This is a genomic window from Undibacterium parvum (assembly GCF_003955735.1).
GTDB lineage: Bacteria > Pseudomonadota > Gammaproteobacteria > Burkholderiales > Burkholderiaceae_D > Undibacterium > Undibacterium parvum.
The window spans coordinates 1,314,810-1,340,843 of the sequence record NZ_CP034464.1; the positions used below are offsets into that span (position 1 = coordinate 1,314,810).

Genomic DNA, 26,034 nt, shown 5'->3' on the forward strand with positions numbered 1-26,034 from the left:
CTATTCCTCTAGCTGATTGCTGATACGCATCGCTTCGGCCACGGTAGAGACGCCAGACACAACCAGATCGACCGCATATTTTCTGAGCGTGCGCCCACCCATTTGCTGTTTTGCAACCTTCATAAAATGGGAGGGATCGGCATGATGCGCGGCCTCAACCACGGGCGCGGTCATCTCGAGTAATTCATAGACACCGATACGACCGCGGTAACCGGTGCCATTGCAATGACCGCAACCACGACCGGCATGATATTGATGCTGATCCACGCTGTCGCCTAATTCAGCCGTCAGCCATTCTCTTTCGGTGGCGATCAGTGGTGTGACCTGGCGGCAACTTTCACAAATCACGCGTACCAGCCTTTGTGCCAGCACCGCCTGCAAGGAACTCCCCATCATATAGCGCGGCACGCCCATATCGAGCAAGCGTATCGGGGTACTCACTGCATCATTGGTATGCAAGGTAGATAACACCAAATGGCCGGTCATGGCGGCGCGCATACCGATCTGGGCAGTCTCCTGATCACGCATCTCACCGAGCAGCAAGACGTCAGGATCTTGCCGCAAGGAGGCACGTAGAACTTTGGAAAAACTTAAGTCTATCTTTTCATTGACCTGCACTTGGTTAATACCGGGCAAGCGATACTCGACCGGATCTTCGACCGTGATGAGTTTTTTCTCCTGGGTATTGAGTTCAGCCAGAGCGCCATACAGGGTAGTCGTCTTACCGCTACCGGTAGGACCGGTGACCAGCACCAAACCATTTGGGCGTTTGATGATGGCGCGAAATCTTTCCAGCATCTGCTTAGGCATGCCTATCTTATCCAGATTGAGCGTGCCACCACCTTGATTCAATAAACGCATGACGACTGATTCGCCATATTGAGTCGGCATGGTCGAGATACGCACGTCGATATTTTGTTGCCTGACCTTAATCGCAAAACGGCCATCCTGGGGCATGCGTTTTTCTGAGATGTCCATGTCCGACATCAGTTTTAAACGCAGCGCTAAAGAGCTGGCGATTTTACTATCCGCCTCGGTTTGCAGATGTAAAACGCCATCGATGCGAAAGCGTATCTGCAGGCGTTTTTCTTGCGGCTCAATATGAATATCTGAAGCCCGCACTTGAGTGGCATCATCAAACACCGACTGCAGTAATTTAACCACAGGTGCGTCTTCCATCCCCGGCGAAATCCCGAGCGCACCGAAATCAACATTGGTGTCGCCTAACTCTTGCTCCAGTTCGCGGGCGAAATCGGTAATATCTTCGGTACGGCGATACACGTTGTCGATGGTGGACAATAATTCAGTCTCGTTCACCACCGCCAGCAATATATCGCTCTTGAGTATGCGGCCGATCTCGTCGTAGGCAAACAGATCAGTAGGGTCGGCCATTCCAACCAGGAGCGCCCCTTCTTTTTGCTCGAGTACGATGGCGCGAAAACGCCTAGCCTGCATCTCGGGCAGCAAGCGCACCGCATTCGGATTGATATTGAGCTGTTTTAAATTCAGGTAAGGGATATTGAGCTGCCTGGCCAGCGCCCCGGAAATTTGATCTTCACTAACAAAACCGTTTTCAACAAACAAGCGACCGAGTTTGCGCCCAGTACGTTTTTGTTCAGTCAAGGCAAACTGCAACTGCTCTTCCGACATCAGCTTTTGTTGCAATAAGATTTCGCCTAAGCGAATTTTTTCTGGCCTTGCCATGCACATCCCCTTTTTGCTCAGCGCTAAAAACGCCAACTTGTGTTTCTATTACAGAAAATTATTGTCTCACATCATCAAAAAAAATCTAAGCCTATTCCAGCTCTGCCAGTACTTTAAGATGGGCTACCACACTAAGTCCCAAGGCAGGCAAGTTATAACCGCCCTCCAGGCAGCTGACGATGCGCCCCTGCGCATAGGTCTTAGCTACTTGCATCATTTCCTGGGTGATCCAGCGGTAGTCCTCCTCGATCAAATCCATCTGGCCCATATCATCGTCCGTATGGGCATCGAAACCGGCCGAAATAAAGATCATTTCTGGTTGATGCAGATGCAGTGCCGGCAGCCATTGCTGCGTGACGATCTGGCGCACCAAATCACCCTGAGTATGTGCAGGCACCGGCAGGTTTAGCATATTCCCGGCGGGCTGTATTGTGCCCGAGTAGGGATAAAACGGATGCTGAAAAAAACTCACCATTAAGACCCGCGGGTCGCCCGCGAAAGCCTGTTCCGTACCATTGCCATGATGCACGTCGAAATCGACTATCGCCACTCTTTGCAGGCCATATACCTGCATCGCATATTCGGCTGCAATCGCGACATTATTGAACATGCAAAATCCCATAGAAGCTGCGGGAGTCGCATGATGGCCCGGTGGTCGTACCGAGCAAAACGCATTCGCCACCTCGCCCGCCATCACTGCGTCGGTAGCCGCCAGCGCCGCGCCAGCAGCCGCCAGAGCGGCACGCCAACTATGCGCATTGAGCTTGGTATCGGGGTCCAGCATAAAATACTCGGACTCGCCTTTGTCGCCCGGTTCAAGGGAGGCGCTTAGTGCCGGGCAATTGTCCCGCACTCTGGCGATCGCGGCGGCGCTATGCACCAGCGCCAGAGCGCTCTCCGGCGCTGGTGCAGCTTGCCTATGTTGGAGCGCGCTATGAATCTGACTGCGAACGAGCTGATCAGCGATCGCCTGCAGCCGCGATGGTGCTTCCGGATGCCATGCCCCCATCTCATGGAGTTGGCAGTCTGTATGAGTATAAAAAGCAGTCGTCATGGAATCAGTGTGTCGTCTCGAAGCTAGCATTTCAGAATTAAAATTGAGCAGCCCCTTGCTTTAAGCACAGCCATAGTGGCAGCTGAGGGCTGGCTGCCAGTGTCAACCTATTTTGGCAATTTTGCAAATGCAGTGCCGATATTTGTAAAACTAAAAACACAGTGACGCATTTCGGTTTACACTTGCCGCAGGAAAATGCATAGACATCACTAGCAATTTTCAAATTGACTGAGCACAGATTTTCTACACTACCAAGGCAGATCCATGTTTTCTAAAGTTCACGCGGTTGCCAAGCAGGTCGCGCACATCATCATCGGCAAAGATGAGCAAATTCGCCAGGCCCTGGTTTGCCTGTTGGCCGGCGGTCACTTATTGATAGAAGATGTGCCTGGCGTGGGCAAAACCACGCTGGCGCATGCACTGGCGATCTCTTTAGGCTTACAGTTTAACCGCCTGCAATTTACCAGTGATTTGCTGCCGGCCGATGTGGTGGGAGTCTCGATTTTTGACCGGGAAAAAAATCAATTTATCTTTCATCCCGGGCCTATTTTCACTCAGGTTTTGCTAGCTGATGAGATTAATCGCGCCACGCCCAAGACCCAGTCGGCCTTATTGGAAGCGATGGAAGAACATCAAGTCACGGCCGAAGGTAAAACCCGTGAATTGCCTGAGCCTTTTTTTGTGATCGCCACGCAAAACCCGGCGCATCAAGTCGGCACCTTTGCCTTGCCCGAGTCGCAGCTCGATCGCTTTCTGATGTGCCTGTCTTTGGGCTACCCGGACGCCGCCGCCGAGCGCGCTCTGCTGCTCGGTGAGGATCGCCGCAGCCTGCTCAAGAGCATGCAGCCGGTGATGCAGGCGCATCAACTGCTAGAGGCGCAACAGGCTTTGCGACAAATTCACACTTCGCCGTCCCTGGTCGATTATGTACAGGCGCTGGCGCATACCACGCGCCAAGCTGAGTTGTTTGCCGAAGGCATGAGTCCACGTGCGGCGATCGCTCTATTGCAGGCGGCGCGCGCCTGGGCAGCACTGGAAGGTCGCGACCATGTGATACCGGAAGACGTGCAGGCGGTCTTGATACCGGTGATCGCACATAGACTGCGACCGCTTAAATCACTGAGTGGCAAGATCAGCCCAAGCAGCGAGTTATTGCGCCAACTGATGTTAAAAGTGGCAGTTTAAACAGCGGCAGGCCGGAGCCGCATATCCTATGCGCCTCGCAGGCCAGGCAGGCTGGAAACCCGCATGGAATATGCGCCAGCGGCCTGCCTTCAAATAAAAACCCGAATTTACTCAGATAAGATGATACGCCCAGCATGCAAGCATTGAAGGCAATCAAGGCGAAATTTCGCCAATGGATATTTCTGGAGCGCCAGCCGGAAAGCGGTGAGGTCTTCCTCAAGCAACGCCGGGTGTTCACGCTGCCCAGTAAGGCCGGCTGGAATTTTTTGCTGCTCTTACTACTGCTGTTTATCACCTCGACTAATTACAATCTCAATCTCGGCTTTGTACTGACCTTCATTCTGGCTGCCTGTGCCTGGATCAATGCGTTTCTGGCTTTTCGCAATTTAGCTTATCTGCATCTACTTGCAGGGCCGGTGGCACCGGTGTTTGCTGGCGAAGAAGCACAATTTAATCTGAATTTAATGAATCGGCGCAACTATCCACGTTACGCCCTGCATCTGGGTTTTGCAGGCAAAGGCCACGCTGAACAAGCCATCGACATCGCGGCCAACAGTCGTATCACCGTGCAACTAAGCCAGGCCACCAATCAGCGCGGCATTCAGCCTATCGCTAGAATAAAACTGCAAACCTGGTTCCCCTTAGGCCTGTTGCGCGCCTGGAGCACCTGGCTGCCCGATGTACACGTGCTGGTCTACCCACAACCGGAAGCGAACCCACCGCCACTACCGAGTTCAGGTCTGGCCAATAAGGAAGGGCAAGGCCAAAGCGGTGATGAAGATTTTTCCGGGGTGCGCGCCTATCAAAGCGGCGACCCGCTCAAGCATCTGGCCTGGAAGCACATCGCCAGAGTCGATCTGGATGCCGGTGGCACGCTGATCTCCAAGCAATTTTCAGGCGGATCTGCCAGCGATATTTTTTTCGATTTCTCGCAGTTAGCAACTCATCTCGATCTGGAATTACGTTTATCACGCATGACCAGTTGGGTGCTGGAAGCCGACAGCAAAGCCCTCAGCTATGGTTTCAAATTAGGCACGCTGAACCTGGCAGCGGCCAGCGGCGAAGCACACCGACTCGAATGCCTGCAGGCACTGGCACTGTATCAGTTGCCCACGAATCGGGAGCCAGCATGAAGCAGCCTGGCAATTCCTGGATCAGCGGCTTGCGAGCTCTGAGCAAGCAGCCGAAACTGGCACGCGACAAGGCAAACACTTTGTTACTGCTATTGGCTGGCTTACTGGTATTACTGCCACATAGTTCAGCCTTACCCTGGTGGAGCACGGCCGCTTGCTTAATCTTGATGGGCTGGCGCGCCATGCTCACCGTGAGTGGCCGCAGACTGCCCTCACTGTGGATCTTGACACCGATATGCCTACTCTTGATGACGGCGGTTTATCTCAGCTACCATACCTTATTCGGGCGCGAAGCGGGCGTCTGCATGCTGGCGATACTACTGACCTGCAAACTCTTAGAAATGCATGCCAAACGTGATATTTTCATCGTCATTTTTTTAAGTTTTTTTCTGTTACTGACCAGCTTTTTCGACTCGCAAAGTATCGCCAGTGCGGCCTGGGCGACCCTGGCAACTTTGGCGCTACTGACGGCACTGCTGTCGTTTCAATACACCGGCCTGATGCCCAGCTTATGGCAACGCATTAAATTGGCCATGCGTATTTTGGGCATGGCGTTACCCCTGACCGTGATTGCCTTCTTTCTATTTCCACGCATACAAGGGCCTTTATGGGGCCTGCCTGGCGACGCCAATACCGGGCGCAGTGGTTTATCGAATTCTATGACACCGGGAAATATCAGCAAGCTAGTGCAATCAGAAGAGATCGCATTCAGAGTTAAATTTTCCGGGGCCTTACCGCGTAAATCAGATTTATATTGGCGCGGCATCGTGCTCAACAGCTTTGATGGGCGCAGCTGGACGCATGCAGAGCAGCCTAGTTCGCATCGTCCAAGTCTAGCCCGGCCTCAACATCAGCTTCAGCCGGAATCGGAGGATGCGCAAGCTAGGCCCCAGCCAGAAGAGGCAAGCTTAGCTGGCGAGGCAGTAGTCCAGGACATCATCTTGGAAGCCAGTGGCCAGCCCTGGTTATTTGCGCTCGACATCCCGGCCGCGGCACCGCAGATCAGCGAGATGCAGGTAAGACTGAATCGTCAGCGAGAATTAAATACTGCCAGCGAGATCAACACCCGCCTGCGTTATTCTGTGGTTTCGCATCCCAGTTACCGTTTGCAAGCCCAGCTCAGTGCAGCCGACTTACAGAGTTCCTTAACACTACCACCTAACTATAATCCCAAGACCCGCAACTACGCCGCCACCCTGAGGCAGAGTGCCAGTAGTCCGCAACAAGCCGTGGTCACGGTACTCAATTTATTCAGAAATGAGAATTTCAGCTACACCTTAGAGCCGCCCTTGCTGGGCGTGAATAGCGTGGATGATTTCTTGTTCGGCTCACGCGCTGGTTTTTGCGAGCATTACTCTAGTGCTTTCGTGGTCTTGATGCGCGCCATGGGAATACCGGCGCGAGTGGTCACTGGCTATCAGGGCGGTAGCTTAAATCAAGTCGACAGCCAGTTAGAAGTACGGCAGTCAGATGCGCATGCCTGGGCCGAAGTCTGGCTCAGCGGGCGTGGTTGGCTCAGAGTTGATCCGACTGCTGCGGTGGCGCCGGAACGCATACAAAAAAATCTGGGCGCGACCCAGCCAGCACGCGGTCTAGCGGGTTTCATACAATTAAGCATGAACCAAAATTCATGGCTGGCCAGCAGTTGGAACGCTGTGCGTATGCGCTGGAATGCCGCGAATAATTCCTGGAATTTATGGGTACTCAATTATGACCAGGGCAAGCAATTTAATTTGATACGTGCGCTAGGTCTGGAGGGCTACGATTGGACGCAACTGAGCCTGTTTGCCTTTCTGCTGATAGGGCTGGCGATGGCGGCGATGGCCCTACCCTTCATGCTGAATCGGCCGCAAGTGAAGCCGCTTGATAGGTTATACTTAAACTTATGTCAAAAAATGGCAAACCAGGGCTACCCCAAATTGGCACACGAGGCACCGCAAACCTATGCTGATCGGTTGCAAGCACAACGGCCGGACAGCGCTGCAATTGCGGCCTTTATTCTGGCCTATAGCACCGCCAAATACGCTAAAAATGGTGCCACTGACAGCCTCTTACTAAAACAGCTGAAAGCCCTACTAGCGCAATGCCGCTAAGTCTAGCAATCAGCCACCCGATTACTCAATTTTAGCCCTTATTTTATCTTGAATACCACACTACGCATCGCCCTTAGCACTCTGCTAGCCAGCTTGATCAGCCTCACAGCCAGCGCACTAGCCACCACCAAAGCAACGAAAAAAACGCCGCCTAAAACGGCAGTCGTGAATAGCGAATTCGCCCAGTTTACGCAATGGAAAGAAGTCGCCGAATTCATCGCTCAAATGGAGGCCAAACATGGTATGAACAAGGCCGAGTTGGAAGCCAGTTTTAATCAAATTCGCTACGTAGAAAGCGCGATACAACTGATCAAACCTGCGCCTAGTGGTAAGCCAAAAAACTGGAAAGCCTACCGCGCCCGCTTCGTTGACAATTATCGGATTGAGGCTGGCCTGGCCTTTTGGGATCAGTATGCCGATGCACTCGCCCGAGCGGAAAAGCAATATGGCGTCCCTGCAGAAATCATCGTAGGCCTGATCGGGGTAGAGACAGTATTTGGCAAAAATACCGGTAATTTCCGGGTCATGGATGCCCTCACCACGCTTGCCTTTGCCTATCCGGATACGCCGACGCGCGAGTCCCGCATGAAATTTTTCCGGGGCGAATTAGAGAGCATGCTGTTGATCGCGCGCGACTCGGTGATCGACCCCTTCAGTTTCAAAGGTTCCTACGCCGGCGCCATCGGTTGGCCGCAGTTTATGCCTAGCAGCATACGCAGTTATGCGGTGGATTTTGATGCGGATGGCAGAATCGATTTGATCGGCTCACCGGTAGACGCGATCGGTAGCGTCGCCAACTATCTGGCACAGCACGGCTGGAAAGCTGGACTGCCTACAGTATTCCCGGCCACGCTGGTCAATAGTGAAAACGATACGGCTAAATTGAGCGAGGCATTGGCGCAAGGTTTGAAGGCTAGTTATCGCCTGGATGAGTTGAAATCCATCGCCAGCACCGCCAGTCCTGACGCGCCTTTGCAACTTTCTTACGGCTTGGTAGATTTGCAAAATGGCACAGAAGCCACGGAATACTGGCTCGCCACTGAGAATTTCTTTGCAATTACTCAGTATAACCGCAGTTATTTTTACGCCATGTCGGTGATAGATCTGGGTAAAGTGATCGCTTCGGCAAGAGCTAAGTAAGAAGGTAATCTGGGTAAAGCTTGACTTAAGCCGATAAAAAAACCACGTATATCAGGCGTTTGCACAGAAAACAAAATTTTCTACGATTAATATTGCTATATTGCATACCTTATACTACAGTAATGTTATCGAATGATACATTTACGACCGATTAATGTGATGTGTCAATAGATTTAACAAATTTTATCATTCCCAAAAGTAAAAATTAGTCATTTTAAAGATACAATATTACCGGATGATTAATTTTTTATTGAAGCAACATCTTTCCGCATCAATAACCATATATAAACAGCGAGGTAATTATGGCAAATCTGACCCAGCTTGAATCTGATGAAATCGACTATGATCCAAATAATTTATTGGATACTTTGATCAAGCAATTGCATTTAAAAAACGATGCTGCTCTGTCGAGAGCGCTCGAAGTTGCACCACCAGTGATTAGTAAAATCCGTCACCGTCGTTTGCCTGTAGGCGCATCTTTACTGATACGCATGCACGAAATCAGCGATGTCAGCATCAAGGATTTACGCGGTTTGATGGGTGACCGTCGCGCGAAATTCCGCATCAGCGACAAGCAATTCAAACCAAAGGAAGATGGCAGCAATTAATATTGCTGCTTAACCGGTTAAAGCCTGAGCGGTGCTTGCGCCTACTCAGGTTTTTTTTCGTCCAGACTAATGCTTAGCCAGGCCCTGGGGATACCGACTTAATTAAGATACTCCCACTCAGTATTAAATCAGTGCGCAATAGGCATATGCGCCAATAGGCTATTTTTAAGGGATACTCCCCTTATCTGCTATGGCGTGAATAATCGGACAAGCCTTAGTTTGCGCGGTCGCCTCGCATTCATGGATCAGTGAGGTCAACATCTTCTGCATTTTTTGCAAATCCTCTAGCTTTTGCTCCACCTGTAGTAAGCGGTCGGCCGCCACTTTACGGATGGCTAGCCTATCGTCGCCATCCTCCAACTGCAACAAAGTGGCAATCTCAGCCAGGCTAAATCCCAACTCTTGAGCGCGCTTGATAAAGCGTATGCGCTGCGCCAACAGCCTGGGATAGGTGCGGTAGCCGCGCGCCACCACGGGTACTGGCAACAATGCGAGGCGCTGATAATAGCGTACGGTCTCCACCCCCACTCCGGCAGCGCTTGCCAATTGACCTATCGTCAATTGCTCTGAAGTTTGATTTTTATCATTTCGCATTTAATGATTGACTCCGTTCTTGGGTACAGGGTCTATCATAAGATAAAAATCGAATGGAGAATTTGCGATGAGTCAAAATATACCTAGCAGCACGGCTGCCGAACAAGCAGAGAAAACAGTTCTGGATCCGGTATGCGGCATGCATGTGAAGAAAAATGCTGAGAAAATGGCATCCTATCAAGGCAGTATTTACTATTTCTGCAGTACCTCATGCGTGAGTAAATTCAATGCCGAGCCTTTGGCCTACGTGAAGGCCAAAAAACTTTTGATGCCACTGGTGACAAAGACTGCGGCATCGTCTGTTGCTACGGTCACGAGTAACGCTGTAAGCACAGGCTGTTGTGGCGGCGCCGACGGCAAGCATGCTCACGCCAACAGCGACTCAGGTTTAAAAGACCCTGTGTGTGGTATGAATGTCACAGCAGAGAGCCCGCATCAAACGCAATATCAAGATAAGACGTATTACTTTTGCGCCGCCAGTTGTCTGGAAAAATTTCGTAAAAATCCGCAAAGCTACTTGGACCCAGCACTACGTCCAGCGCCCAAGGCCGCCGCTAAGGATGCCATCTTCACTTGCCCCATGCATCTGGAGATAGAACAAGTCGGCCCAGGCACTTGTCCACTGTGCGGCATGGCGCTAGAGCCAAAAGAAGCCAGCGCCGAAGAAGACACCAGTGAGCTGGACGATATGCGGCGCCGCTTCAAATACAGCCTCGCACTCAGTTTGCCGCTGCTGATCATGACCATGGCCGATATGCTACCGGGCATCAGCGTGCATGCTTGGCTAGGGATGAGCCTATTCAGTTGGCTACAATTTGCCTTGGCGACACCGGTTGTGGTGTGGGCTGGCTGGCCATTTTTTGAACGCGCCGTCGCCTCATTTAAGACTGGTAATCTGAATATGTTTAGCCTGATTGGGGTCGGTACTGGCGCCGCCTATTTATTTAGTCTGGTGGCGCTGCTGTTTCCTGATCTACTGCCGCAGGCGTTCAAGATACACGGGATGGCACCCTTATACTTTGAAGCTGCCGCCGTCATCATTACCCTGGTTTTACTCGGGCAAGTGCTGGAACTACGCGCTCGCTCACAAACCAATCTGGCGATCAAATCGCTGCTAGCCTTGACACCCGCCACCGTGATCCGTGTCACCACTAGCGGTGAAGAGAGCGAAATCGCACTCGATCAGGTGCAACTGGGCGATTTATTGCGGGTCAAACCGGGCGCACATATCCCTGTCGATGGCGTCTTAGTCGATGGCCGCTCTAACGTCGACGAATCCATGATCACGGGCGAGCCCTTGCCCGCCACCAAACAAGCCGGCGACAAACTGAGTGCTGGCACTGTGAATCAGCAGGGCAGTTTTAGCATGCGCGCCGAACGCATAGGGCATGACACCTTGCTAGCAAAAATCATAGCCATGGTGAACCAGGCTGGGCGCTCACGCGCACCGATACAAAAACTGGCAGACCAGGTATCAGGCTGGTTTGTACCAGGTGTGATTGCCGTTGCTGTAGCCGCATTCTTAGTCTGGGCCTGGCTAGGCCCTAGCCCCGCTTTAGCGCATGGTCTGATGGCTGCGGTTTCAGTTTTAATCATCGCCTGCCCTTGTGCACTGGGCTTGGCGACACCGATTTCTGTCACGGTAGGCATAGGACGTGGCGCGACCGAAGGTGTTTTAATCAAAGATGCCGAAGCCTTAGAAAGACTGGAAAAAATCGACACTCTGGTAATCGACAAAACCGGCACTTTGACCGAAGGAAAACCGAGTTTGCAAAAAATAGTCGTCGCGGATGGATATAACGAAGCGCAGGTATTGCCGCTGGCAATGGCAATGGAAAAGCTCAGTGAGCATCCCTTGGCGCAGGCTATAGTCAACTACGCCAAGGCTCAAAAAATCACTGCGGCTGCGATCACTGACTTTAGCTCTATCACCGGTAAAGGTGTGCGCGCCAACGCTGCGGATAACCGCCTCATACTGATAGGTAATGCGGCTTTGATGCAAGAACACGCCATCGACTTCGCTGCACTAGAGCCGCAAGCCACAGAGCTAAGACGCAAAGGACATAGTGTCATGCTGATGGCAATCGCGGGCCAGGCCGCCGCCCTGTTTAGCGTTGCCGACAGCATCAAGCCTAGCAGTATGCCGGCCATCAAAGACCTACAAGCTACTGGGATACGCATCGTCTTACTGACTGGCGACAATCTGATGACGGCACAGGCGGTCGCCAGTCAACTGGGCTTGGATGAGGTACATGCGGATCTACTGCCGGAAGATAAATATCGCTTTGTCCAACAACTGCAAAAAGACGGGCGCAAAGTCGCGATGGCTGGCGATGGCATCAACGACGCTCCCGCGCTGGCGCAGGCCGATGTCGGGATTGCCATGGGCACCGGCACCGATGTCGCCATGCACAGTGCCCATGTGGTCTTGGTCAAAGGCGATTTGCGCGGCATCGTCAAGGCCCGCGCCTTAAGCCAGCACGCCATGCGTAACATACGACAAAACCTCTTCTTCGCCTTTGCCTACAATTTTGTCGGCGTACCGATTGCTGCCGGTCTTCTATATCCGTGGTTCGGCATCCTGCTCAGCCCTATGCTGGCCAGTGCCGCCATGAGCCTATCCTCAGTCTCGGTGATCAGCAATGCTTTGCGACTGCGGCATAGCAAACTATAGATCGCTACTGCCCCGGTATGGCTAGCAATGCATACAGGGGATTTTTCAGTTGGGCAAGGGACTCGGCTAACTAATTGATTAATTATTAAATTGCTTAGTATAGCTAGCGGGAAATTTCTGCTAACATGCAAAAAAATATCGCTTTCTTGATAAGTATCAAGCTTGCATCAAGAACCAGGATATTCGCCAATTTCATAATTTCTGGAGTGTCAGCAATGTCCCCTACTTCTTCATTCAATTTCCGTCTCAGCGCCATCAGCCTACTCGTCATCAGCGCGCTAACTGGCTGTAGCAAAGCCCCCGAGGCGCAGCAACGCCCGCCGGCACCGGTGAGCGTAATCACCCTGGTCGCGGGTGACGCGCCCTTGAGTAAAGAAATGGTGGGCGAGACTGCAGGCTTTCGCGATGTGGATGTGCGCTCGCGGGTAAACGGCATTTTCATCAAAAAAACCTATACCGAAGGCCAGATCGTACAGGCCGGGCAAGTTTTATTTGAAATCGATCCGGAACCGTATAAAGCGGCGCTGGATCAAGCCAAAGGGGTATTCTCGCAAGAGGTCGCCAAATTAGAAAAGGCACGCGCCGACCGCGACCGTATCGCACCGCTGTATAAAGAGAATGCCGTCAGCCGTAAAGATTTCGATGATGCCAATGCCGCCTACAATACCGCGGTAGCCAGCAATAGCACGGCGCAAGCTAGCCTGAAACAGGCCGAACTCAATCTTGGCTATACCAAGGTAATCGCACCGATTTCTGGCACCACCAGCAAACTGGTGCAATCGGAAGGTAGTTTGATCAGCGCCAGCGGCGACTCAGGCAAACTCACCACCATCTCCCAGCTTGATCCTCTGTATGTAAATTTTTCTTACTCAGAACAAGATAAGCAAGAACTCGATGCCGCAGTGCGCAGCGATAAAGTCTCGCTCAATGATTTAAAGAATCTGAGTGCAACGCTAAAACTGTCGGATGGCAGTATTTATCAGCACAAGGGCAAGATCAATTTCTCGGATAATCGGGTGGATCCTAAGACCGGCACGATACGGGCACGTGCCATTTTCAGTAACCCCAAGGGCGAATTGCTGCCTGGCCAATTTGTGCGCGTCACGCTCGATCTGGGCGTCAGAAAGAATGCGCTGGTGGTGCCCGAGCGCGCTGTCATGCAATCGCAAGCGGATCACATCCTATTCACGGTAGATAAAGAAAATAAAGTGGTGCCAAAACCGGTCAAACTAGGCAGTATCGTGAACGGTAAGGTCATCATCGAATCAGGTGTACAGGCCGGCGAAACCGTGATTATAGAAGGGCAAATGAAAGCGCCTCCTGGCTCCACCGTGAAGCCGACTACTGCCTCCAGCGCCCCAACCACCAGCCAAGCGGCGAGCGCAACTGCTGCCAGCACGAAATAAGCGGAGGCAGCATGTTTTCAAAATTTTTTATAGAACGGCCCATCTTTGCCAGCGTGATCTCCATCATCATCGTGCTGGGCGGTCTGGCCGCGATCAAATCCCTACCGATAGAACAATACCCTGGCATCACGCCGCCCGTGGTTTCCGTGGTGGCGTTTTTCCCGGGCGCGACACCGGAAGTGATCGCGCAAACCGTCGCGGCACCGTTAGAGCAACAGATTAATGGTGTGGAAAAAATGATTTATGTGCAGTCTGGCTCCGCCTCCAACGGCCAGATGAATATGAATGTGTATTTCGCCATCGGCACCGACCCAGATCAAGCCACGATTAACGTCAACAACCGCGTCTCGGCCGCCATGGCGCAGTTACCCGAAGAAGTGAAGCGCCAGGGCGTTACCGTCAAAAAGAAATCGACCTCTATCCTCAATCTGGTGGCGATCGATTCACCGAATGGCCGTTACGACACCACTTTCCTGTCTAACTATGCCTTATTGAATATCGTCGATGAACTCAAACGCATTCCCGGCGTCGGCGATCTGACCATGTTCGGCGGTACCGATTACGCCATGCGTATCTGGCTGCGCCCTGACCGTTTGGCGCAACTGAGCCTGACCCCATCGGATGTAATCAGCGCCATCCGCGAGCAAAATGCCCAGTTCTCTGCCGGAAAAATAGGCGCCCAACCCACTAGCGCCCCGATTGATTTCACTTACACCGTGAATGCCCAAGGCCGCCTGACCAGTGTGGCAGAATTTGAAAATATCATCGTGCGCTCTATGGCCGACGGCGCCAAGACGCGCCTCAAAGATGTCGCCCGCGTCGAGATGGGCGGCAAAGATTATGACCTGAAAGCCAAGCTCAACGGCAAGCCTGCCGTCGCCATAGGCCTGTACCTGCAGCCGGGTGCTAATGCGATCGGTGTGGCCAGTGCGATTACCGCAAAAATGGAAGAGTTGAAATCCCGCTTCCCGGACGGCATCGCCTATTCGATTCCTTACGACACTACCACTTTCGTCAAAATCTCTATCGAGGAAGTGCTGCATACGCTGCTAGAAGCGATTGTGCTGGTGTTCATCGTGGTGTATTTATTCCTGCAAAATTTCCGTGCCACCTTAATACCCTGCATCGCGGTACCGATCTCTTTAATCGGTACCTTTGCCGGAATGCTGGCGTTTGGCTTCTCGATCAACCTGCTGACTTTGTTCGGCTTGGTATTGGCCATTGGTATCGTGGTCGATGACGCCATCGTGGTTCTGGAGAACGTTGAGCGCATCATGAGCGAAACCAAATGCTCGGCCAAAGAGGCGTCGATCAAGGCGATGGAAGAAGTATCAGGCCCGGTGGTGGCGATCGTATTGGTATTGTGCGCGGTATTCTTGCCGGTCGCTTTCATGGGCGGGATGACCGGTGTGATGTACCAGCAGTTTGCCGTTACCATCGCGGTCTCGGTAATTATTTCCGGCATCGTCGCGTTGACGCTGACGCCTGCCCTGTGTGCGATTTTGCTCAAGAACAGCCATCACCAACCTAACCGCTTTTTTGTAGCTTTCAATCGTGCCTTCGACAAACTCACCAATGGCTATGTCGGTGGCGTGGCCTTCCTGAACCGCCGCGTCGGTATCGCCTTCCTGATTTTTGGCGGTATTTTAGTCGCCATGGTATTTATGATGAAGCATGTACCGAGCACCCTGGTACCGGATGAAGATCAAGGCTATTTGCTGAGCGCCGTCATGTTGCCCGATGCCTCTTCACTAAACCGCACCGAGGTCAGCAGTTCGCAATTCGATCAGATGCTGATGGCCAATAAAAACGTCTCCAACGTAGTGAGCTTCACCGGCTTCGATCTCTTGTCCGGTGCGGTGGTCAGCAATGGCGGCATCTCTTTCGTCACACTGAAAAACTGGGATGAGCGTCACGCTAAGACGGACAGCTCATTCGCCCTGGCGAAAACCTTTCAGGGCATGGCGTATATGGGCATGAAAGACGGTTTTGCCGCCACCTTCAACCCGCCACCGATCTCTGGCATGTCCACCACCGGCGGCATCGAAGCCTACCTGCAAAACCGCGGCACCGGCAATACCGCCAGCTTCGCGGTAGCGTTGAATAACTTCATCACCGAAGCCAAGAAGCGTCCCGAGTTTGCCAGCGTATCGACTACCTTCCGCGCCAACGTGCCGCAAATTTATGTAGACCTCGACCGTGAAAAAGCCAAGGCACTGGGTGTCAATATCAATCAGGTATTTGATGCCATGTCAGCCACTTTCGGCCAGGTGTACGTGAATGATTTCAACCAGTTTGGCCGTACCTACCGAGTCCAATTGCAATCGGAAGCGGACTACCGCGCCCGTCCGGACGACATCCGCAATGTCTATGTGCGCTCGGACAAGGGCAATATGATACCGCTGACCAGCCTGGTCAAAGTCAAACCGACATTGGGGCCTGAGCTGGTGGAACGCTTTAACGTGTTCCAGGCGGCCAAGATCATGGCGACACCGGCCGCTGGCGTCAGCTCCGGCCAGGCCATCGCGGCGCTGGAAGAAGTAGAAAAATCCATGGCAAACAATGACTACAAATTGCAGTGGACAGGTTCGGCGTTTCAGGAGAAACAATCCGGCAGTGCCGCTGCCATGGCTTTCTTAATGGGTATCGTAATGGTATTTCTGATACTGGCGGCGCAATATGAGCGCTGGAGCCTGCCGTTTGCAGTGATTACCGCAGTTCCGTTTGCCCTGTTTGGCGCGCTACTGTCGGTGTATTTAACGGGTCTCACGAATAATGTTTACTTCCAGGTTGGTTTAATTACTCTGGTTGGATTAGCGGCTAAAAACGCCATCTTGATCGTCGAGTTTGCCATCATGAAATACGAAGAGGGCGACACTTTACTGGAAGCTGCACTCGATGCGGCGCGCTTACGCTTCCGCCCTATCGTGATGACTTCGCTGGCCTTTATCCTCGGTTGTGTACCTTTGGTAACCTCTAGCGGCGCGGGCTCTGGCAGCCGGATAGCACTCGGTGTGCCTGTCATAGGCGGTATGTTGGCAGCCACCTTCATCGCGATTTTCTTTATCCCCTTGTTCTTCCGACTGATTATGCAAATGAGTGAAAAGAAAAAAACTGCAGCCACAACGCCCGTTGCTGCAGCTGCCGCACAAGGAGATCATCATGCGTAAAACTTCCTATGCGAAACACGGCCAGCAGCTACTGGCGCTGTGCGCTGCGCCACTACTGGCAAGCCTGTTAGCTGGCTGCGCGTTTAACCCATCGAGCAGCATGCCGGTACTCGATCTTCCAGTGTCAGTCGCTGCCACCAAGACAGAATATCAAACCCAACTAACAAGCCGGTGGTGGGAGCAATTTAACGATACGGTGTTAAATCAATTGATCGCCGATGCCGATAAATCGAATCAGAATCTGGCGCAAGTAAGCGCCAAGTTGGACGAGGCGCGTGCTGTTTTTGGTATCAACTCTGCCGCACAATTGCCACGCATAGATCTGGCTGCCGCGGGCAGTACTAACCGTCAGTCTGAAAACCTTGGCCGCCCCGTGAGCAATCCAAATAAAGACTATCAACTAATCGGGCAAGCCAGCTGGGAGCTCGATTTGTGGGGGCGGGTACGCAATGCAAGCAATGCAGCCAGACAAGATCTGTTTGCCGCTGAGTACAACCGTGACGCCGCTTTACTCTCTTTACATGCAGAAGTGGCGCAAAATTACTTTAATTTGCGCGCCCTTGATGAGCAACTCAAGATCGCCGAAGACACGGTTAAATCGCGTCAGGAATCCTATGATTTGCAGAAAAAACGCTTCCTCGGCGGTGTCACCTCAGAACTAGACGTGCGCCAGGCCGAAGTCGAGCTAGCCAGCACACTATCGGCCTTGCCGGATCTAAAACAGTCTATCGCGCAACTGGAAGCTGCTCTCAGCATACTCTCAGGGCAAGCCCCACGGGCCTTGATAGAGCAAGGCATAGCACGCGGCAAAACCATCCCTGATCTCGGCATCAGCGATCAGGTGCCAGCCCAATTAAGCTCAGACTTATTATTGCGGCGCGCCGATATTGCGCAAGCCGAAGCAAATCTTTTGGCCGCACGTGCCAGAATCGAAGCGGCGCGCGCCGCGTATTTCCCGAAAATTTCTTTGACTGGCTTACTCGGCTTTGAAAGCAATGATCTGGGCAAGTTGTTTAGCACCGGTTCCAACATCTCCTCCTTTGTCGGCAACCTGAGCATGCCGCTGTTTGACAACGGCATGAGCGCCGCCCAAGTCGATCAGGCCAAAGCCAGAGAACGCCAAGCTGCCGCCGCCTATCAATTGGCAGTGCAAATTGCTTTTGGCGAAACCCGCACTAGCCTGATCAGCAATCAAGTACTGGGCGACAAGGTAGTCAATGAAAAGACCAAGGTGAATGCGCTGCAAAGACAACTTCGCCTAGCCAATTTACGCTATGAAAACGGTTACTCCAGCTATCTGGAGGCACTCGATGCCCAACGCAGTCTGTTCAATGCCCAACTCAGCCTGATCAGTGCCCAACGTAATCAAATCAATGCCCGCGTGGAATTATATAAATCATTGGGAGGCGGCTGGCAGCGCGCAGTCAAATAATAAACTCAGATACAAAACTCCCGTTTGAGAAAGAGTTGCATCAGGCCAGCCTAGGGCGGCTGGCCTGATTGCCTAACCCTAGTCTGGCGAAACAGGTAGAATGCTGCTCTTGGCGCCACGCCTAGCCCTTACCTGAATTTTCTCCATGTCTGATTTGTTTGCGCGTTACGCGTCCCTTACTAGCTGCGCGCTACTGTGTTGCGCCGCCCTCGTCTACCCTGAACTGGCCAGTGCGGCCAAAGCTAAAGCCGTTAAGCCAGCAGCCATCAAAACGCTGACCGTGTATGCAGCAGGCGACATCGCCGACTGCAAAAAATTGCCGCCCGAAGAGAGCATGGCGGCCAAGACCGCAGAGCTGATCAATGCTGGTTTGCTACAAGACAGCAAGGCGCTGGTATTGACGCTTGGAGACAATACTTATCCTGTGGGACGTCCTGAAGAATTCAATAATTGCTATGAGCCGACCTGGGGTAAGTTCAAGGAGAGCACCCTGCCCTCACCCGGCAATCACGATTACGGCATGCCTTCGGCGCTCGGTTATTACAATTATTTTGAAGAACTGGCGGGCCCGGATAGACGCGGTTATTACAGCAAAGGCCTGGGCAATTGGCTGATCATCTCACTCAATAGCAATCGTACAGGGCAGCCCATGCAAGAACAATTGCGCTGGCTGAAACAACAGTTAAGCAGCAACAAACGTAGCTGTATTCTGGCCTACTGGCATCATCCGGTATTTAGCTCTGGTGGGCACGGCAACAACGACACCATGCAGCCAGCCTGGGAGATGCTAGCCGCGGCCAAAGCAGATATCGTCCTCAGTTCGCACGACCACGATTATGAGCGCATGAGTCCTATCAACGGCAGCGGTGAACGCGACGATAAAAATGGCATACGCAGCTTCGTGGTCGGCACTGGCGGTGCCAAACTCACACCCATGTTCTTTGCCAAGCCAACGACAGAGGCGAGAAACAATGCAGTGCATGGCGTTTTGAAGCTCAGCCTGCACGCCAATAGTTATGATTGGGAATTTGTACCAGTTGCTGGCGAGAGTTTCAACGATACAGGACATGGTGTTTGCCATTGATACGCGGCAATTATCGCCCGCTTAATTCTCTGCTTCAGATTCAGATTCTGATTCTGATCCATATTCTGCCTATACCGTAACGGTGATACCGGCTATTGCAAAAGCTGGCGCTAATGCGCGCCAAAATTGACTATACTGAATGACGGTTCAGAGGATTCCCCTGTCACACCGATAGCCGGAACTCTGCCGCGTCTTAGCGACGTTTACCGGAGTTGTCATGCATATAGAAGAGTCACTTAAGCTTGATTTCAAGGACGTGTTGATCCGTCCCAAGCGATCCACCCTCACCTCACGCGCGCAAGTCGAGCTACAACGCGAATTTGTCTTCCATCATTCCGGCAAGACTTACCACGGCATCCCCATCATCGCTGCCAATATGGATAGCACCGGCACCATGGAAATGGCCGCTGCGCTGGGCAAACATCAAATGTCGGTGGCACTACACAAACATTATGATGAAGCCAGCCTGATCGCCTACTTTTCCGGTCTGCAAAAAAAATCGACCTCCTTCTATTCCATGGGCATCACCCAGGCCGATTTCGACAAATTTTCAGCCGTCATGAATCATGCGCACAACGCCATCGAATACGTCTGCATCGACGTGGCCAACGGCTACACCGAAGGTTTCATCAATTTCGTCAAAAAAGTACGCACTAGCTATCCGCATCTGACCATCATGGCCGGTAACGTGGTCACTGGCGACATCACCGAAGAACTGATACTGGCCGGTGCCGACATCGTCAAAGTCGGCATAGGCCCAGGCTCAGTCTGCACCACCCGCAAGATGACAGGGGTTGGCTATCCGCAATTGTCGGCAGTGATAGAATGCGCCGATGCCGCCCACGGTCTGGGCGGGCAAATTTGCGCCGATGGCGGTTGCGTCGTACCGGGTGATTTGGCCAAGGCCTTTGGTGCCGGTGCTGATTTCATCATGTTAGGTGGCATGCTAGCCGGCCACGACGAATGTGCTGGCGACCTGGTCGAACGCGACGGTCAGCAATTCAAGAGTTTTTACGGCATGAGCAGTCGCGCCGCCATGGATAAATACGCCGGTGGCGTCGCCAAATACCGCGCCTCGGAAGGTAAGGAAGTCTTATTACCTTACCGTGGACCGGTAGAAGCAAGCCTGCTCGACATCCTCGGCGGGGTGCGTTCGGCCTGCACCTACGTCGGCGCGCACAAGCTCAAGGAACTCACCAAGCGCACCACCTTCATCCGCGTCACCCAGCAACTCAATGAAGTGTTTGGTAAATCCTAAAACCAAACGTATTTGAGTTAATTCAAAGCACCTGGCCCAGCGCGCATATCCCATGCGCTCTGCAGGTCGGGCAAGCCTATCAGGCATATTCCATGCGGCTTACAGGCTAGGCAGGCTGCAAAGCCGCATGGGATATGCGCAGTGGCGGCATGCTGGTTTTAAATTCTAGATCACCTCCCGTCACGAAGCGATCGCACACAAAAGCAAGTACCGCCAGCCATTCTCGTCAGAGGTCTCGCCATATAATTTGATTAATATGCATGGATCTTGAAATGTTGAAACTAGCCCCAGCTTGCTCTAGCTTGCGGACCCAGTGTTGCTCAGACCCCGTGCTGCTCACACACTATTGTTTTTTGATTTTTAGTGCTCGTCTTTTGCTAAATCAGCGCTGACACAAAATTTTTTCGCCGCCATGACTGCCCATAGGCAAAAGTCCCTGACCTGCGGCAGATCCGCCATGTCTTCCCGGCACACCAGCCAGACTGATTTTTCTGACATTTGTTCGGCTTGCACAAGCACGCGCAAGTGACCCGCTTTCACAAAGCGCTGCACCAAAGATGCTCTCACCCAGGCGATACCACAGCCTTGGCTTGCCGCTTCCACCAGCAGTAAAGCATCATTGAACTCGTGCCCCGACGCCTCTGGAAGTTTGCTGGCTTTAGCCAAGCCGCTCTTGGGCAGGCGAATCGGCCAGGGTTCGTGCGTATGGCGTAGAAACTGATGTGCCGGCCACTGCTCTGACTGTTCACCGTACTGCTCTAGCCATGCAGGTGCCGCGACCACCACCATGTGGTCAAACCAGAGTCGATGGCAACGCAAACCTGTCCGTCCAAAGTGACCGTAGCGTATCGCCACTGCTGGCGACTGGGGCGGCAAACTCACCATCTCATAGCCGGTCTCGAGCGATAGGCTGATCTGCGGACAGGCGGTACTGAACGCATGCAATTGCCCAATGAACCAGTTGTGCGCCAGGGAGGATAGCATGTAGACTTTTAGCGGCTGCTGTGCCCCAGACAGTGCATCGAGATTGAGTGCAAGGCGTAATGCTTGCAATGATGTGCCTAAACGCTGGCTCAGGATCTGCCCGGCAGGCAATAGGTCGACCTTGGGCCCATTGCGTTGAAACAAGATCTCGCCACACCAATACTCCACCGCCTGGATATGCCGGCTGACGGCACTGTGGGTGAGATTGCGCTCCAAAGCCGCTTTGCTAAAGCTCCCCAAACGTGCCGCCGCCTCAAAGGATTGCAGTGCGGACAAGGAGGGCAAGGTAGATGAGTGCATGGCATAGACAAGTCGAGGACAGGAGCTTCCTATTATGCGATATACGCACAATAAATACATAAAAATAGCACTTTCCGCGCTTATTCGCACACATGATAATGCTTATTCGCAGACTAACCGAATACACACATCATGAAAACTAAAGACTTTTTGCTGGCCGTTGCTGTTGCGCTGATCTGGGGGCTCAATTTCTCGTTTATTAAACTAGGCGTTGCCCATATAGACCCGTTTGTGCTGGCAGGATTACGCTTCGCACTGACCGCTTTTCCCTTAGTACTATTTTTACCTCGTCCAGCAGTTGCGTGGCGCTGGTTGGTGGTTTACGGTTTGAGCTTCGGTGTCGGCACTTGGGGTCTGGTCACCCTGGCCATACGAGCAGGACTGGCACCGGGATTGGCTGCCTGGTTACTGCAATCGAGCGCGTTCATTACCCCATTTCTGGGCTTATTGTGGCTCGGTGAGCTGCTATCGAAAGCGCAAAAACTTGGCAGTGCGATCGCTTTAGTCGGATTTATTCTGGTCGTCATCGCAACTGGCGGCACTACGCCAGCAATCGGCTTGGTGCTGGTGATGTCGGCTGCGCTCGCACTGAGCATCGCCAACCTGGTGGTAAAACGCTCGTCCGTCAAAGCAGCGGGAATATTGGGGTTTGTGGCATGGTCGTGCCTGTTTGCGCCCTTACCTCTGTTTGCATTGGCTGCTGTCAATACAGGAGCCAGCGCATTCACCGAACTCCCCCAACAACTGAACGGCATCGCTTTGAGCTCGCTCCTGTTTCAGGTGTACCCAACAACTTTGTTCGGTTACTGGGTCTGGAACTCGCTGATGGCGCGTTACAGCTCTGCCGAAGTTGCCCCGATTGCTCTGCTAGTCCCCATTTTCGCCATGCTTTTTTCCTGGCTAATCTTTGGCGCCATGATGAGCTCCGGTCAAACCGTGGGCATAGTCTTTATTTTTCTTGGACTGCTGACGTCCACCTTTTATCCGCGACTCAAGCTGCTATGGAGTAAGGTCAGCATTCGCTAAGCTGAGATTGCCAGCGTCATCCTGATTCAGCTTTTTACGAGACAGTCCTGCAATTTTACCCAGGTATTATTGACGCATTAATTTAACCCGGGTAAAATTACATTTTCAATAGGAATTACGCAAAATTGTTACAGCTAGGCGTACCGCCGAAAACAGTACTTTAGTACGGCAAGGCGGATACAAGGACGCTGAGGCGGTTTTGCGTAAGTCCTATCCAATTCAAGACTAAGCTAAACATGATTGATACCGCGTCCCCTACTTACACCAGCTTTAACGGCCACCAGCGCATCGCATCTGGCCGCTTGACGGTCAATGCCTTGGCTGTGAAACACGCTCTGGCGTTGGAGCCACCTAATCCCGTGCTGACCTTCTGCGACCAGACTGGTCAAGTTGTCGATATCGACACGCGCGGCAGCGATGCTGAGATATGCGCCCGCCTAGCGCCAGAGCAGACGCCGCTCCAAGAAAACGCATCGACACTAATAGCTACCGCGGAAACTGCTGAACCGCGTGGCCGAGGTCGGCCAAAGCTCGGGGTGGTCTCGCGCGAAGTCACGCTACTGCCGCGCCACTGGGATTGGTTGGCTGCACAGCCAGGCGGTGCATCGGTGACTTTGCGCAAACTGCTGGATGAGGCGCGCCGGGCCAACCTGGGCCGCGATCAGCAACGCCAGGCAAGTACATGCGCTTACCACTTCATGTCGGCCATGGCTGGTGATATGGCGGGCTTTGAAGAAGCCTCGCGTGCACTGTTTGCAAACGACGCGCCAAAGTTACGCCAACTGACCGCTGCTTGGCCGGACGACGTTCGCGATTACCTCAGCTACCTGGCATATCCACAGCCGCTGACAGTAGCGCCATCGCTGGCACCGTGAACGATTAAAACAAGAAGGATAGATGATGACAAATAATAAGACGCTGAAACGACAGTATCTGGAGACCACCAACCGGGCAGGCGTCTACGCGATCCGTAACCAGATCACGGGCCGGTCCTTGGTTGCGGGAAGCACGAACGTTCAGGGCACCCTCAACCGGCATCGTTTTGAACTCAAGCATGGCTTGCATCGCAATCCGAGGCTGGCGCAGGATTGGCTCGAACACGGCGAGAGCAATTTTCTGTTTGACATACTCGACACGCTCAAACCAAGCGTAGATCCGGCCTTCAATGCCGCACAAGAATTGAAAATGCTGCTTAGCCTGTGGCGCCAGGAAATCCCTAGTGTCGGCGAACTCGACTATGAGCAAGCTAGGAGCGAAGCTCAATGAGCACCAATCTCGCTTTCTGTTTGGCGCTACACGGCGCCCACGCTAGCCTGCAACTCAAGCTTGACGACGAGTTGGGCTTACACCATGGCATCAGTTTCAATGATTTTGCGCTACTCAATTTGCTCGCGCAAGCGGACGCTGGTCGGCTGAGCATTGCGCAACTCGTGCGTCCGCTTGGGCTATCCCAATCGTCGCTGCTGCGGCAGTTGATCGTGCTCGAAAAGATAGGTCTGGTGCTGCGCGAAGGTGATCAAGGATTGCGTCAGGCCGTGCTTCGCCCGAGCGGACGTGCGCTGCTGAATGCGGCACGCGAGACTGCCGAAAGCATTTGCAGCGAAGCCGTAGAAACCATCGCCCCGCCAGCGCTAGAGATGGTTTCCGCGGCAATGGTAAAACTTGCAAGCACGCCCAGCTTAGCACTCGCATGAGCAAAGCGATCGAGATGTTTTACTGCAGACTTGGCCACTCGCACAGTCTGGCAGTGCGTCCGTGCTGCTGTGGTAACGCCAGCTAAACGACCTATCGTAGCGCGCCCAAAAGGCGCACGACACAAGAACATTGAAGAGCCACATGCCATGCCCAAGGCCAAAGCGAACTGCCACCTGATACGCAGCCCGCTTGGTTTAGCATAATCATATCGTATTGGAAAACACCATGAAATACCGTTTCATCTTGAGCTTTGCAGCATTACTGGCAGCAGCTTGCGTATCCGCACAAACCCAAGTTCAGCTATCGCCACGCCAGTGGGCGAATAAGGCAGAAGTTGCTGCAGCAAAAAATGAGACTGTGACGGCGATCAAGGCTTATAACAAAGCGCTAGCAGGTGGCTATGTCAGCGCCTCGCTGTTTTACAATCAGGCACGCCTGTATGCGCAGCGCGGTGAGATGGAACTGGCCTTCGGCGCGCTCAAGCAGAGCATCAATACTGGCTGGTACCAGCATGAAGAAATGCGCAACGATGCTGACCTCGTCCCGCTGCATGCCGACCCGCGCTGGACCACGCAACTCCAGAAAGCCCAAGACAATGAGCGCGACTACCGCGCTACGCATGCCAGCCCTGAGAGCTTTAAATTCGTCACCAGCGATCTGTCATTATTCTGGAATACTTACGATAAGCTAAGCAGCAGCGGCGATCCGGCCGCACTTTTCGAGCGCGAATACCTTGATCAAGGCACGCCCGGCCTGCACGGCTTTGTCATCTCGCGCATCAGCAGTGGCGCCAATCTTGCCAAGACGATTGCACGCTACCCGAAATACTATGCCGCGATACGTCCGGCGACGCTGCAAGTGGCAGCGGTCGAATCGACGATAAGAAAATCTGCGCGCAAGTTCAAGTCTATGTATCCCCAAGCACTATTTCCCGACGTGTACTTTGTGATCGGAGCACTCAGTTCGGGTGGTACCGCCACGAGTGAGGGCTTACTGATAGGCACCGAAATGATCACCCGCACAGACGCCGTGCCTATCGATGAGCTGAGCCCTTGGCTCAAGGCAGGTACTAAGTCGATAGACTTGCTGCCAAATCTGGTAGTGCATGAATTAATGCACTTCCAGCAGCAATATAATGGCAGCGATCTTTTATCGAGTGCTATCAAAGAAGGTGCTGCCGACTTCCTCGCTTCGCTAATTTCGGAAGGTAATTTCAATGCCCACATTTACACCTACGGTTACGCCAATGAAGCAACTCTGAAGCAAGAATTCTTAAGCGACATGCGTGAAAAAAATAGGGCGCGCTGGCTATACAACGGCAGTAGTTCCGATGGACGACCATCTGATCTTGGCTATTTTATCGGGTTCCGTATCGTGCAGGCCTACTACCAAAAGGCCAGCGACAAGCAGCAGGCGGTGAGTGACATCCTGAACGTCAAAGACTTCGAACGTTTCGTCGAACAAAGCGCTTATTTCGTGCCGGGCGATTAAGCG

Annotated in this window: 20 protein-coding genes; 16 read left to right on the forward strand and 4 right to left on the reverse strand. The window is 52.8% G+C overall.

Annotation, left to right across the window (positions count from 1 at the left end; translation table 11 throughout):
- Together EJN92_RS05550 and EJN92_RS05555 are read right to left on the reverse strand one after the other, a co-directional pair.
- A complete protein-coding gene (locus EJN92_RS05550; protein ID WP_126126897.1) occupies positions 1-1,704 on the reverse strand; it encodes a GspE/PulE family protein in 1,704 nt (567 codons plus the stop codon).
- A gap of 91 nt (positions 1,705-1,795) precedes the next feature.
- Positions 1,796-2,758 carry a histone deacetylase family protein gene (locus tag EJN92_RS05555; protein ID WP_126126898.1) on the reverse strand — a complete coding sequence of 321 codons (963 nt, stop codon included), beginning with the start codon at positions 2,756-2,758 and terminating at the stop codon, positions 1,796-1,798.
- 264 nt (positions 2,759-3,022) lie between these two features.
- Between EJN92_RS05555 and EJN92_RS05560 the strand changes: the two genes are divergently transcribed.
- The 5 genes from EJN92_RS05560 to EJN92_RS05580 all read left to right on the forward strand — a co-directional run bounded on the left by EJN92_RS05560 (position 3,023) and on the right by EJN92_RS05580 (position 8,917).
- The gene (locus EJN92_RS05560; RefSeq protein ID WP_126126899.1) at positions 3,023-3,943 is read left to right on the forward strand and encodes an AAA family ATPase; all 921 of its coding nucleotides are present in this window, start codon (positions 3,023-3,025) and stop codon (positions 3,941-3,943) included.
- Positions 3,944-4,077: 134 nt separating this feature from the next.
- Entirely contained in the window at positions 4,078-5,076 is a 999-nt protein-coding gene (locus tag EJN92_RS05565) for a DUF58 domain-containing protein (RefSeq protein ID WP_126126900.1), read from the forward strand.
- Positions 5,073-7,169 (forward strand): transglutaminase TgpA family protein, encoded by a 2,097-nt coding sequence (locus tag EJN92_RS05570; RefSeq protein ID WP_126126901.1) that lies wholly within the window; start codon positions 5,073-5,075, stop codon positions 7,167-7,169. Before EJN92_RS05565 ends, EJN92_RS05570 begins: the two co-directional genes overlap by 4 nt.
- A 48-nt stretch (positions 7,170-7,217) precedes the next feature.
- A complete protein-coding gene (gene mltB, locus EJN92_RS05575; protein WP_126126902.1) occupies positions 7,218-8,309 on the forward strand; it encodes a lytic murein transglycosylase B in 1,092 nt (363 codons plus the stop codon).
- Positions 8,310-8,611: 302 nt separating this feature from the next.
- Positions 8,612-8,917 (forward strand): hypothetical protein, encoded by a 306-nt coding sequence (locus EJN92_RS05580; protein ID WP_126126903.1) that lies wholly within the window; start codon positions 8,612-8,614, stop codon positions 8,915-8,917.
- 165 nt (positions 8,918-9,082) lie between these two features.
- Here the strand turns inward: EJN92_RS05580 and EJN92_RS05585 are convergent, their stop codons facing one another.
- On the reverse strand, positions 9,083-9,511 hold the full coding sequence (locus tag EJN92_RS05585) for a MerR family transcriptional regulator (protein ID WP_126126904.1): 429 nt from the start codon (positions 9,509-9,511) through the stop codon (positions 9,083-9,085).
- 67 nt (positions 9,512-9,578) lie between these two features.
- Here EJN92_RS05585 and EJN92_RS05590 point away from each other — a divergent pair, with 67 nt between their 5' ends.
- The 6 genes from EJN92_RS05590 (at position 9,579) to EJN92_RS05615 (ending at position 20,535) form a co-directional block, all read left to right on the forward strand.
- Positions 9,579-12,185 (forward strand): heavy metal translocating P-type ATPase, encoded by a 2,607-nt coding sequence (locus EJN92_RS05590; protein WP_170174875.1) that lies wholly within the window; start codon positions 9,579-9,581, stop codon positions 12,183-12,185.
- Between the two features lie 215 nt (positions 12,186-12,400).
- A complete protein-coding gene (locus tag EJN92_RS05595; RefSeq protein ID WP_126126905.1) occupies positions 12,401-13,591 on the forward strand; it encodes an efflux RND transporter periplasmic adaptor subunit in 1,191 nt (396 codons plus the stop codon).
- 11 nt (positions 13,592-13,602) lie between these two features.
- Positions 13,603-16,761, forward strand: coding sequence for an efflux RND transporter permease subunit (locus EJN92_RS05600; RefSeq protein WP_126126906.1), 3,159 nt, complete (start codon positions 13,603-13,605; stop codon positions 16,759-16,761).
- Entirely contained in the window at positions 16,754-18,193 is a 1,440-nt protein-coding gene (locus tag EJN92_RS05605) for an efflux transporter outer membrane subunit (protein WP_126126907.1), read from the forward strand. The genes EJN92_RS05600 and EJN92_RS05605 overlap by 8 nt, the downstream gene beginning before the upstream one ends.
- 145 nt (positions 18,194-18,338) lie before the next feature.
- Positions 18,339-19,277, forward strand: a complete 939-nt coding sequence (locus EJN92_RS05610) for a metallophosphoesterase family protein (RefSeq protein WP_126126908.1) — start codon at positions 18,339-18,341, stop codon at positions 19,275-19,277.
- 217 nt (positions 19,278-19,494) lie between these two features.
- Positions 19,495-20,535: a GMP reductase gene (locus tag EJN92_RS05615; RefSeq protein ID WP_126126909.1), complete on the forward strand. Its 1,041-nt coding sequence runs from the start codon at positions 19,495-19,497 to the stop codon at positions 20,533-20,535.
- A gap of 360 nt (positions 20,536-20,895) precedes the next feature.
- Here EJN92_RS05615 and EJN92_RS05620 read toward each other — a convergent pair whose 3' ends face one another.
- Positions 20,896-21,819, reverse strand: coding sequence for a LysR substrate-binding domain-containing protein (locus EJN92_RS05620; RefSeq protein WP_170174876.1), 924 nt, complete (start codon positions 21,817-21,819; stop codon positions 20,896-20,898).
- Between the two features lie 132 nt (positions 21,820-21,951).
- Between EJN92_RS05620 and EJN92_RS05625 the strand changes: the two genes are divergently transcribed.
- The 5 genes from EJN92_RS05625 to EJN92_RS05645 all read left to right on the forward strand — a co-directional run bounded on the left by EJN92_RS05625 (position 21,952) and on the right by EJN92_RS05645 (position 26,031).
- Complete coding sequence (locus EJN92_RS05625; protein ID WP_126126911.1) at positions 21,952-22,845, forward strand: EamA family transporter; 894 nt, start codon at positions 21,952-21,954, stop codon at positions 22,843-22,845.
- 236 nt (positions 22,846-23,081) lie between these two features.
- Positions 23,082-23,720, forward strand: a complete 639-nt coding sequence (locus EJN92_RS05630) for a DUF2239 family protein (RefSeq protein WP_126126912.1) — start codon at positions 23,082-23,084, stop codon at positions 23,718-23,720.
- Positions 23,721-23,745: 25 nt separating this feature from the next.
- Positions 23,746-24,111 (forward strand): GIY-YIG nuclease family protein, encoded by a 366-nt coding sequence (locus EJN92_RS05635; protein WP_126126913.1) that lies wholly within the window; start codon positions 23,746-23,748, stop codon positions 24,109-24,111.
- On the forward strand, positions 24,108-24,539 hold the full coding sequence (locus EJN92_RS05640; protein WP_126126914.1) for a MarR family winged helix-turn-helix transcriptional regulator: 432 nt from the start codon (positions 24,108-24,110) through the stop codon (positions 24,537-24,539). Before EJN92_RS05635 ends, EJN92_RS05640 begins: the two co-directional genes overlap by 4 nt.
- A 226-nt stretch (positions 24,540-24,765) precedes the next feature.
- The gene (locus tag EJN92_RS05645) at positions 24,766-26,031 is read left to right on the forward strand and encodes a gliding motility protein GldB-related protein (RefSeq protein WP_126126915.1); all 1,266 of its coding nucleotides are present in this window, start codon (positions 24,766-24,768) and stop codon (positions 26,029-26,031) included.
- The last annotated feature ends 3 nt before the right edge of the window (positions 26,032-26,034 follow it).

Excerpts from the sequence above, each read along its gene's own strand:
- EJN92_RS05560 (WP_126126899.1), top strand. The coding sequence starts at position 3,023 with ATGTTTTCTAAAGTTCACGCGGTTGCCAAGCAGGTCGCGCACATCATC.
- EJN92_RS05585 (WP_126126904.1), bottom strand. The coding sequence starts at position 9,511 with ATGCGAAATGATAAAAATCAAACTTCAGAGCAATTGACGATAGGTCAA.
- EJN92_RS05630 (WP_126126912.1), top strand. The coding sequence starts at position 23,082 with ATGATTGATACCGCGTCCCCTACTTACACCAGCTTTAACGGCCACCAG.
- EJN92_RS05620 (WP_170174876.1), bottom strand. The coding sequence starts at position 21,819 with ATGCACTCATCTACCTTGCCCTCCTTGTCCGCACTGCAATCCTTTGAG.
- EJN92_RS05640 (WP_126126914.1), top strand. The coding sequence starts at position 24,108 with ATGAGCACCAATCTCGCTTTCTGTTTGGCGCTACACGGCGCCCACGCT.
- EJN92_RS05580 (WP_126126903.1), top strand. The coding sequence starts at position 8,612 with ATGGCAAATCTGACCCAGCTTGAATCTGATGAAATCGACTATGATCCA.
- EJN92_RS05595 (WP_126126905.1), top strand. The coding sequence starts at position 12,401 with ATGTCCCCTACTTCTTCATTCAATTTCCGTCTCAGCGCCATCAGCCTA.
- EJN92_RS05590 (WP_170174875.1), top strand. The coding sequence starts at position 9,579 with ATGAGTCAAAATATACCTAGCAGCACGGCTGCCGAACAAGCAGAGAAA.
- EJN92_RS05565 (WP_126126900.1), top strand. The coding sequence starts at position 4,078 with ATGCAAGCATTGAAGGCAATCAAGGCGAAATTTCGCCAATGGATATTT.
- EJN92_RS05555 (WP_126126898.1), bottom strand. The coding sequence starts at position 2,758 with ATGACGACTGCTTTTTATACTCATACAGACTGCCAACTCCATGAGATG.
- EJN92_RS05610 (WP_126126908.1), top strand. The coding sequence starts at position 18,339 with ATGTCTGATTTGTTTGCGCGTTACGCGTCCCTTACTAGCTGCGCGCTA.
- EJN92_RS05570 (WP_126126901.1), top strand. The coding sequence starts at position 5,073 with ATGAAGCAGCCTGGCAATTCCTGGATCAGCGGCTTGCGAGCTCTGAGC.
- EJN92_RS05600 (WP_126126906.1), top strand. The coding sequence starts at position 13,603 with ATGTTTTCAAAATTTTTTATAGAACGGCCCATCTTTGCCAGCGTGATC.
- EJN92_RS05605 (WP_126126907.1), top strand. The coding sequence starts at position 16,754 with ATGCGTAAAACTTCCTATGCGAAACACGGCCAGCAGCTACTGGCGCTG.
- EJN92_RS05625 (WP_126126911.1), top strand. The coding sequence starts at position 21,952 with ATGAAAACTAAAGACTTTTTGCTGGCCGTTGCTGTTGCGCTGATCTGG.
- EJN92_RS05550 (WP_126126897.1), bottom strand. The coding sequence starts at position 1,704 with ATGGCAAGGCCAGAAAAAATTCGCTTAGGCGAAATCTTATTGCAACAA.
- EJN92_RS05635 (WP_126126913.1), top strand. The coding sequence starts at position 23,746 with ATGACAAATAATAAGACGCTGAAACGACAGTATCTGGAGACCACCAAC.
- EJN92_RS05615 (WP_126126909.1), top strand. The coding sequence starts at position 19,495 with ATGCATATAGAAGAGTCACTTAAGCTTGATTTCAAGGACGTGTTGATC.
- EJN92_RS05645 (WP_126126915.1), top strand. The coding sequence starts at position 24,766 with ATGAAATACCGTTTCATCTTGAGCTTTGCAGCATTACTGGCAGCAGCT.